Source organism: Sphingopyxis sp., assembly GCF_016463645.1.
GTDB lineage: Bacteria > Pseudomonadota > Alphaproteobacteria > Sphingomonadales > Sphingomonadaceae > Sphingopyxis.
In genome coordinates this window covers 1-5,183 of record NZ_JAEMQX010000189.1, presented here as the reverse complement: position 1 = coordinate 5,183, position 5,183 = coordinate 1, and the positions used below count along the sequence as shown (strand labels likewise).

6 protein-coding genes are annotated in these 5,183 nt (G+C 66.3%); 3 read left to right on the top strand and 3 right to left on the bottom strand.

The window, feature by feature from the left end; all coding sequences use genetic code 11:
* From JHC57_RS20990 to JHC57_RS20980, 3 genes are all read left to right on the top strand, one after another.
* On the top strand, positions 1–2,150 hold a 2,150-nt coding region (locus JHC57_RS20990; RefSeq protein WP_294032526.1), incomplete at its 5' end, for a glutamate synthase-related protein.
* 111 nt (positions 2,151–2,261) lie between these two features.
* The gene (locus tag JHC57_RS20985; RefSeq protein ID WP_294032525.1) at positions 2,262–2,696 is read left to right on the top strand and encodes a hypothetical protein; all 435 of its coding nucleotides are present in this window, start codon (positions 2,262–2,264) and stop codon (positions 2,694–2,696) included.
* A 77-nt stretch (positions 2,697–2,773) separates the two neighbouring features.
* A complete protein-coding gene (locus tag JHC57_RS20980; protein WP_294032524.1) occupies positions 2,774–3,445 on the top strand; it encodes a glutathione S-transferase family protein in 672 nt (223 codons plus the stop codon).
* A 164-nt stretch (positions 3,446–3,609) separates the two neighbouring features.
* Here the strand turns inward: JHC57_RS20980 and JHC57_RS20975 are convergent, their stop codons facing one another.
* The 3 genes from JHC57_RS20975 to JHC57_RS20965 all read right to left on the bottom strand — a co-directional run.
* Positions 3,610–4,212 carry a YdeI family protein gene (locus JHC57_RS20975; protein ID WP_294032523.1) on the bottom strand — a complete coding sequence of 201 codons (603 nt, stop codon included), beginning with the start codon at positions 4,210–4,212 and terminating at the stop codon, positions 3,610–3,612.
* A complete protein-coding gene (gene ubiG, locus JHC57_RS20970; protein ID WP_294032522.1) occupies positions 4,200–4,925 on the bottom strand; it encodes a bifunctional 2-polyprenyl-6-hydroxyphenol methylase/3-demethylubiquinol 3-O-methyltransferase UbiG in 726 nt (241 codons plus the stop codon). The genes JHC57_RS20975 and ubiG overlap by 13 nt, the downstream gene beginning before the upstream one ends.
* The coding region (locus JHC57_RS20965) for a hypothetical protein (protein WP_294032521.1) at positions 4,897–5,183 on the bottom strand (287 nt) is incomplete at its 5' end. The genes JHC57_RS20965 and ubiG, both read right to left, overlap by 29 nt.

Below are 5,183 nucleotides of genomic sequence, written 5' to 3'. Positions count from 1 at the left end.
ACAACCGCGTCACCACCCTGCCGATCGGCGGCTTCTACCGCCAGCGCGCGGGCGGCGAAGCGCACGCCTATTCGGCGCAATTGATGCACCTCCTGCAGACCGCGGTCGCGACCGACAGCTATTCGACCTATCTGCAATTCTCGCGCGGGGTCGCCGACCTGCCGCCGATCTACCTCCGCGACCTGATGGAGTTCAACTATCCGGCGCAGGGCGTCGCGCTCGACAGCGTCGAGGCGATCACCGAGATCCGCAAGCGTTTCGTCACCCCGGGCATGTCGCTGGGTGCGCTGTCGCCCGAGGCGCATGAAACGCTGGCGATCGCGATGAACCGCATCGGCGCCAAGGCGGTGTCGGGCGAAGGCGGCGAAGCGAGCGAACGCTACAAGCCCTATGCCAATGGCGACAATGCCAACAGCAATATCAAGCAGATCGCGAGCGGCCGTTTCGGCGTCACCGCCGAATATCTCGGCGCGTGCGACGAGATCGAGATCAAGGTCGCGCAGGGTGCCAAGCCCGGCGAGGGCGGCCAGCTGCCCGGATTCAAGGTCACCGAGTTCATCGCGCGGTTGCGCCATGCGACGCCGGGCGTGACTTTGATCTCGCCGCCGCCGCACCATGACATCTATTCGATCGAGGATCTGGCGCAGCTCATCTATGACCTGAAGCAGATCAACCCGAAGGCGCGGGTGTGCGTGAAACTCGTGAGCTCAGCGGGCATCGGCACCGTCGCGGCCGGCGTCGCCAAGGCACACGCCGACGTCATCCTCGTGTCGGGCAACACCGGCGGCACCGGTGCCTCGCCGCAGACGAGCGTCAAATATGCCGGAACGCCTTGGGAAATGGGCCTGTCCGAGGTCAATCAGGTGCTGACGCTCAATGGCCTGCGCCACCGCATCCGCCTCCGCACCGACGGCGGGCTCAAGACCGGGCGCGACATCGTCATCGCCGCGATCCTCGGCGCCGAGGAATATGGCATCGGTACATTGAGCCTCGTCGCGATGGGCTGCATCATGGTGCGCCAGTGCCATTCGAACACCTGCCCCGTCGGCGTCTGCACGCAGGACGAGAAGCTCCGCCAGAAGTTCACCGGCAACCCCGAGAAGGTGATCAACCTGATGACCTTCATTGCCGAGGAGGTCCGCGAAATCCTTGCCAAGCTGGGAGCGACCAGCCTCGACGAGGTGATCGGCCGCACCGAATTGCTGCGTCAGGTCAGCCGCGGCGCCGAGCATCTCGACGATCTCGACCTGAACCCGATCCTCGCCAAGGTCGACGCGCCCGACGATCAGCGCCGCTCGCAGGGCCCGAACTTCCGCAACCCGGTGCCCGACAGCCTCGACGCGCAGATATTGAGCGACGCGAAGCCTTTGTTCGAGCGCGGCGAGCGCATGCAGCTCACCTACAACGTCCGCAACACGCACCGCGCCGTCGGCACGCGCCTGTCGGCCGAGGTGACCGCGCGTTTCGGGATGAAAGGGCTCGCCGACGACCATGTGCAGGTGCGCCTGCGCGGCACGGCGGGGCAGTCATTGGGCGCCTTCCTGTGTCAGGGCGTCACGCTCGAGGTGTTCGGCGACGCGAACGACTATGTCGGCAAGGGGCTGTCGGGCGGGCGCATCGTCGTGCGCCCGACCGTGTCGAGTCCGCTCGTCAGCCAGCATAACAGCATCGTCGGCAACACCGTCCTCTATGGCGCGACCGCGGGCACATTGCTCGCCGCGGGTCAGGCCGGCGAACGCTTCGCGGTCCGCAACTCGGGCGCGCGCGTCGTCGTCGAGGGGTGCGGCGCGAACGGCTGCGAATATATGACCGGCGGCACCGCGGTGATCCTCGGTCCTGTCGGCTCGAACTTCGGCGCGGGCATGACCGGCGGCATGGCCTTCATCCTCGACACCGACGAGCAGTTCGAACGCCGCGCCAACGGCGAATCGATCGTCTGGCAGCGCCTCGCGAGCAGCCATTGGGAGGCGGTGCTCAAGGAACTCGTCGAGGAACATGCCAAGGCGACGGGCAGCAAATGGTCGGCCGAGGTCCTCGCCGACTGGGACCGCTGGCGCGGCCGCTTCTGGCAGGTTTGTCCGAAGGAAATGCTCAGCCGCCTGACGCATTCGCTGAACGAGGAAGAGGTCGAGGTCGTCGCGGCCGAATGATCCGTCGCGGCGGCAGTGCGTTTCGTCGCATCGCCGCCGCCGTTCAGCGCAGCGAAAGTGTCGCTCGTCTATAGCGCCACATCGATTTTCGCATCCCGAAAGGATGAAGCCATGCGCTCGACCGCAAAACTTTCTCTGGTCGCCCTCCCCCTGCTCGCGCTCGCCGCGCCGCTGCCGGCTGCCGCCAACGGGATGCAGGGCGCCGTCGCGACGCTCAACGATCCCGCGGCGCAGGACCGCATGGCGGAGACGATCACCGCGATGGTCGGCGCGCTGATGCAGATGCAGGTCGGCCCGCTTGCGAAGGCCGTCGCGCAGATCGATCCCGAATCCGACGCCGCCTATATCCCGCCCGACGCCACGCTCGGCGAAGTGACCGGCCGCGATCCCGACTATGCGGACCGCATGGGCGACGACGTCCGCGCGACGACGCGTATGGCGGGCCACGCCGCCTCGGCGCTCGCGGCTTACGCGCCGGTGCTCAAGGACATGGCGCGCGACCTTGCCGCGCAATGGGAACGCGAGCGCGCAGCCTCGCGCCGCTGACCCTTGATCCACAATCGCTGATCCGCATCGCGCCATAGCCGTTGCGCGCGGCGCCTTGCTGCCGCTATGCCGGGGGCATGTGGCAACTTTATCAATTCCCGCTCTGTCCCTTCTCGCGCAAGGTTCGCCTGCTGCTGGGCGAAAAAGGCGTCGGATATGAATTGGTACGCGAATCGCCGTGGGAGCGCCGCGACGAATTCATCGACCTCAATCCGGCGGGGCGCACCCCGGTGATGGTCGACGAGGGCCGCGGGCAGGTGCTGATCGACAGCATGGCGATCGCCGAATATTTCGAGGAAACCATCGAAGGCAAGGCGATGATCAACGGCACCGCGGCAAACCGCGCCGAGATCCGCCGCCTGACGTCATGGTTCGACCATGATTTCTATTATGAAGTCACCGGCCCCTTGCTGTTCGAACGCATGCAGAAACGCATCGTTCACCGCCAGCCGCCCGACGGCGGCGCGCTGCGCGAGGCGATGAAGGCCGCGAACAACCATCTCGACTATGTCGATTACCTCATCGACCACCGCACCTGGCTCGCCGGCGCCACGATGAGCCTCGCCGATCTGACCGCGGCGGCGCATATCTCGGTCGCCGACTATCTCGGCGGGATCGACTGGACCGGGCACGAGCAGACGAAGGGCTGGTATTCGGGCCTCAAGTCGCGCCCGAGCTTCCGCCCGCTGCTCGCCGAGCGGATGGAGATCGTGACGCCGCCGAAATATTATGAGGACGTGGATTTCTGACGCGCCACGGAATGCGACGCGTCATAGCGAAGGTCGGAGAACGGTCATGACGGGCGCATGGATCGCGATAATCATCGGCGTCGTCACCGCCTTGATTCTGGCATTTTACGCGGCGTCTTCGTCACCCGACGGGCCCGACGCCTGAAGGCGTCTCGGGCCACCGCTCAACGGCCCTTGTATTTCCAGTTCCGGTCCTTGCCCTCGGCGACCTGCGCGACGATCGTTTCGATGCGCCTGATGCGCGTTTCCTCGCGCTTCGCCTCGATCACCCATTCGATATAGTCGCGGCGCTTTCCGGGTGAAAAGGCATCCCAATGGCCCTGCGCGGCCGCATTGGCCCTCAGCGCCGCGCCCAGATCGTCGGGCAGGTCGAGCGCCGTCTTGGGCTTCGGCGCCGGGCGCCTGGCTTTGCCCTCGCTGCACAACACCGCCGCCCTGGCTATATAGGCCGCCATCGTCTCGTCGTCAGGCAGGTCGGCGAGCGAAGCCAGCCGCCCCATGCTCCCCATCGCGCCCGTATCGCGCGGCGAACCGGTCACTTCCTCGTCGCGCCAGAAGCCGAAGGTCGCATGTTCCTTGAACGCCGCCATGCCCGCCAGATTCTGCCCGTTCAGCACGAAATGCGGCGCGCCCCATTTCAGCGTTTCCTCTGCGCCCGGCGCATGCTGGTGCACCAGTTCGCGCAAATGGTTCAGGATCGGCTGCGCGAAGGGTTGCCGCTTCGCGATATAGGCGTCGACGCGCGGATCGCGGGTCAGGCCGGCCACCGCGCCGCGACCAGATAGTTGAGCGCCTCGCTGCCGCCGAGCTTGAAACCCTTGGCGGCCGACGGCGACAGCCCGGTACGGTCGATGACCTCCAGCCCCGCGCCTTCGAGCAATTCCGTCAGTTCCCCGGGTTTCAGGAACTGGTCCCAATCGTGCGTCCCGCGCGGCACCGCGCCGACGCGCTCGGCCGCCTCCACGAGCAGCAGCTTCGAGAGCATCGTCCGGTTCGGCGTCGACAGGATCATCAGTCCGCCGGGCGCAAGCCGTACCGCGAGTTCGGCGATGAAGGCCGCGGGATCGGTGACATGCTCGACGACCTCCATCGAGGTCACGAGGTCGAAGGTCGCGGGCGGCAGCGCCGCGAGCTCGCCGGCGAAATAGGAGATCGCGAGCCCCTGCCCCGCGGCATGGTCGCGCGCCGCCGCTATATTCTCGGGCGCCGCATCGACGCCGGTGACCCTGGCGCCCATCCGCGCGAGCGGTTCGGCGAGCAACCCCGCACCGCAGCCGACGTCGATCGCCGTCTTGCCCGCCAGCGCATGGCGCTCGCGCGCGTCGATCTGCCAGTGTGCATCGATCTGGTCGCGGATGTACGACAGCCGCACCGGATTGAGCTTGTGCAGCATCGCCGACGACCCGTGCGGGTCCCACCAGTCGGCGGCGAGCGCGCCGAAATGGGCGGCTTCATTCGGATTGATCGTTGCGGCGCTCATAAGCGTGCGATGTGGCATCCTCCCCCCGCACGCGCAAGAAATTTACCTCGTGGCATGATTGTTCGATGGAAAACTGCGGTTCGGTTGTCGACAGACAAGAAAAAATATCCTGACAGGATAATCGGGCGGCCTTGCCATCGCCCGCCCCCTTCCCTAACAGCCGGACGCCGCAGAAACCCAAGAGAAGTTGCGGCGGAAACCAGTTCAGGAAAGCGGGGCGACATGGCGCGGATCGTGATGAAATTCGGGGGCACGTCG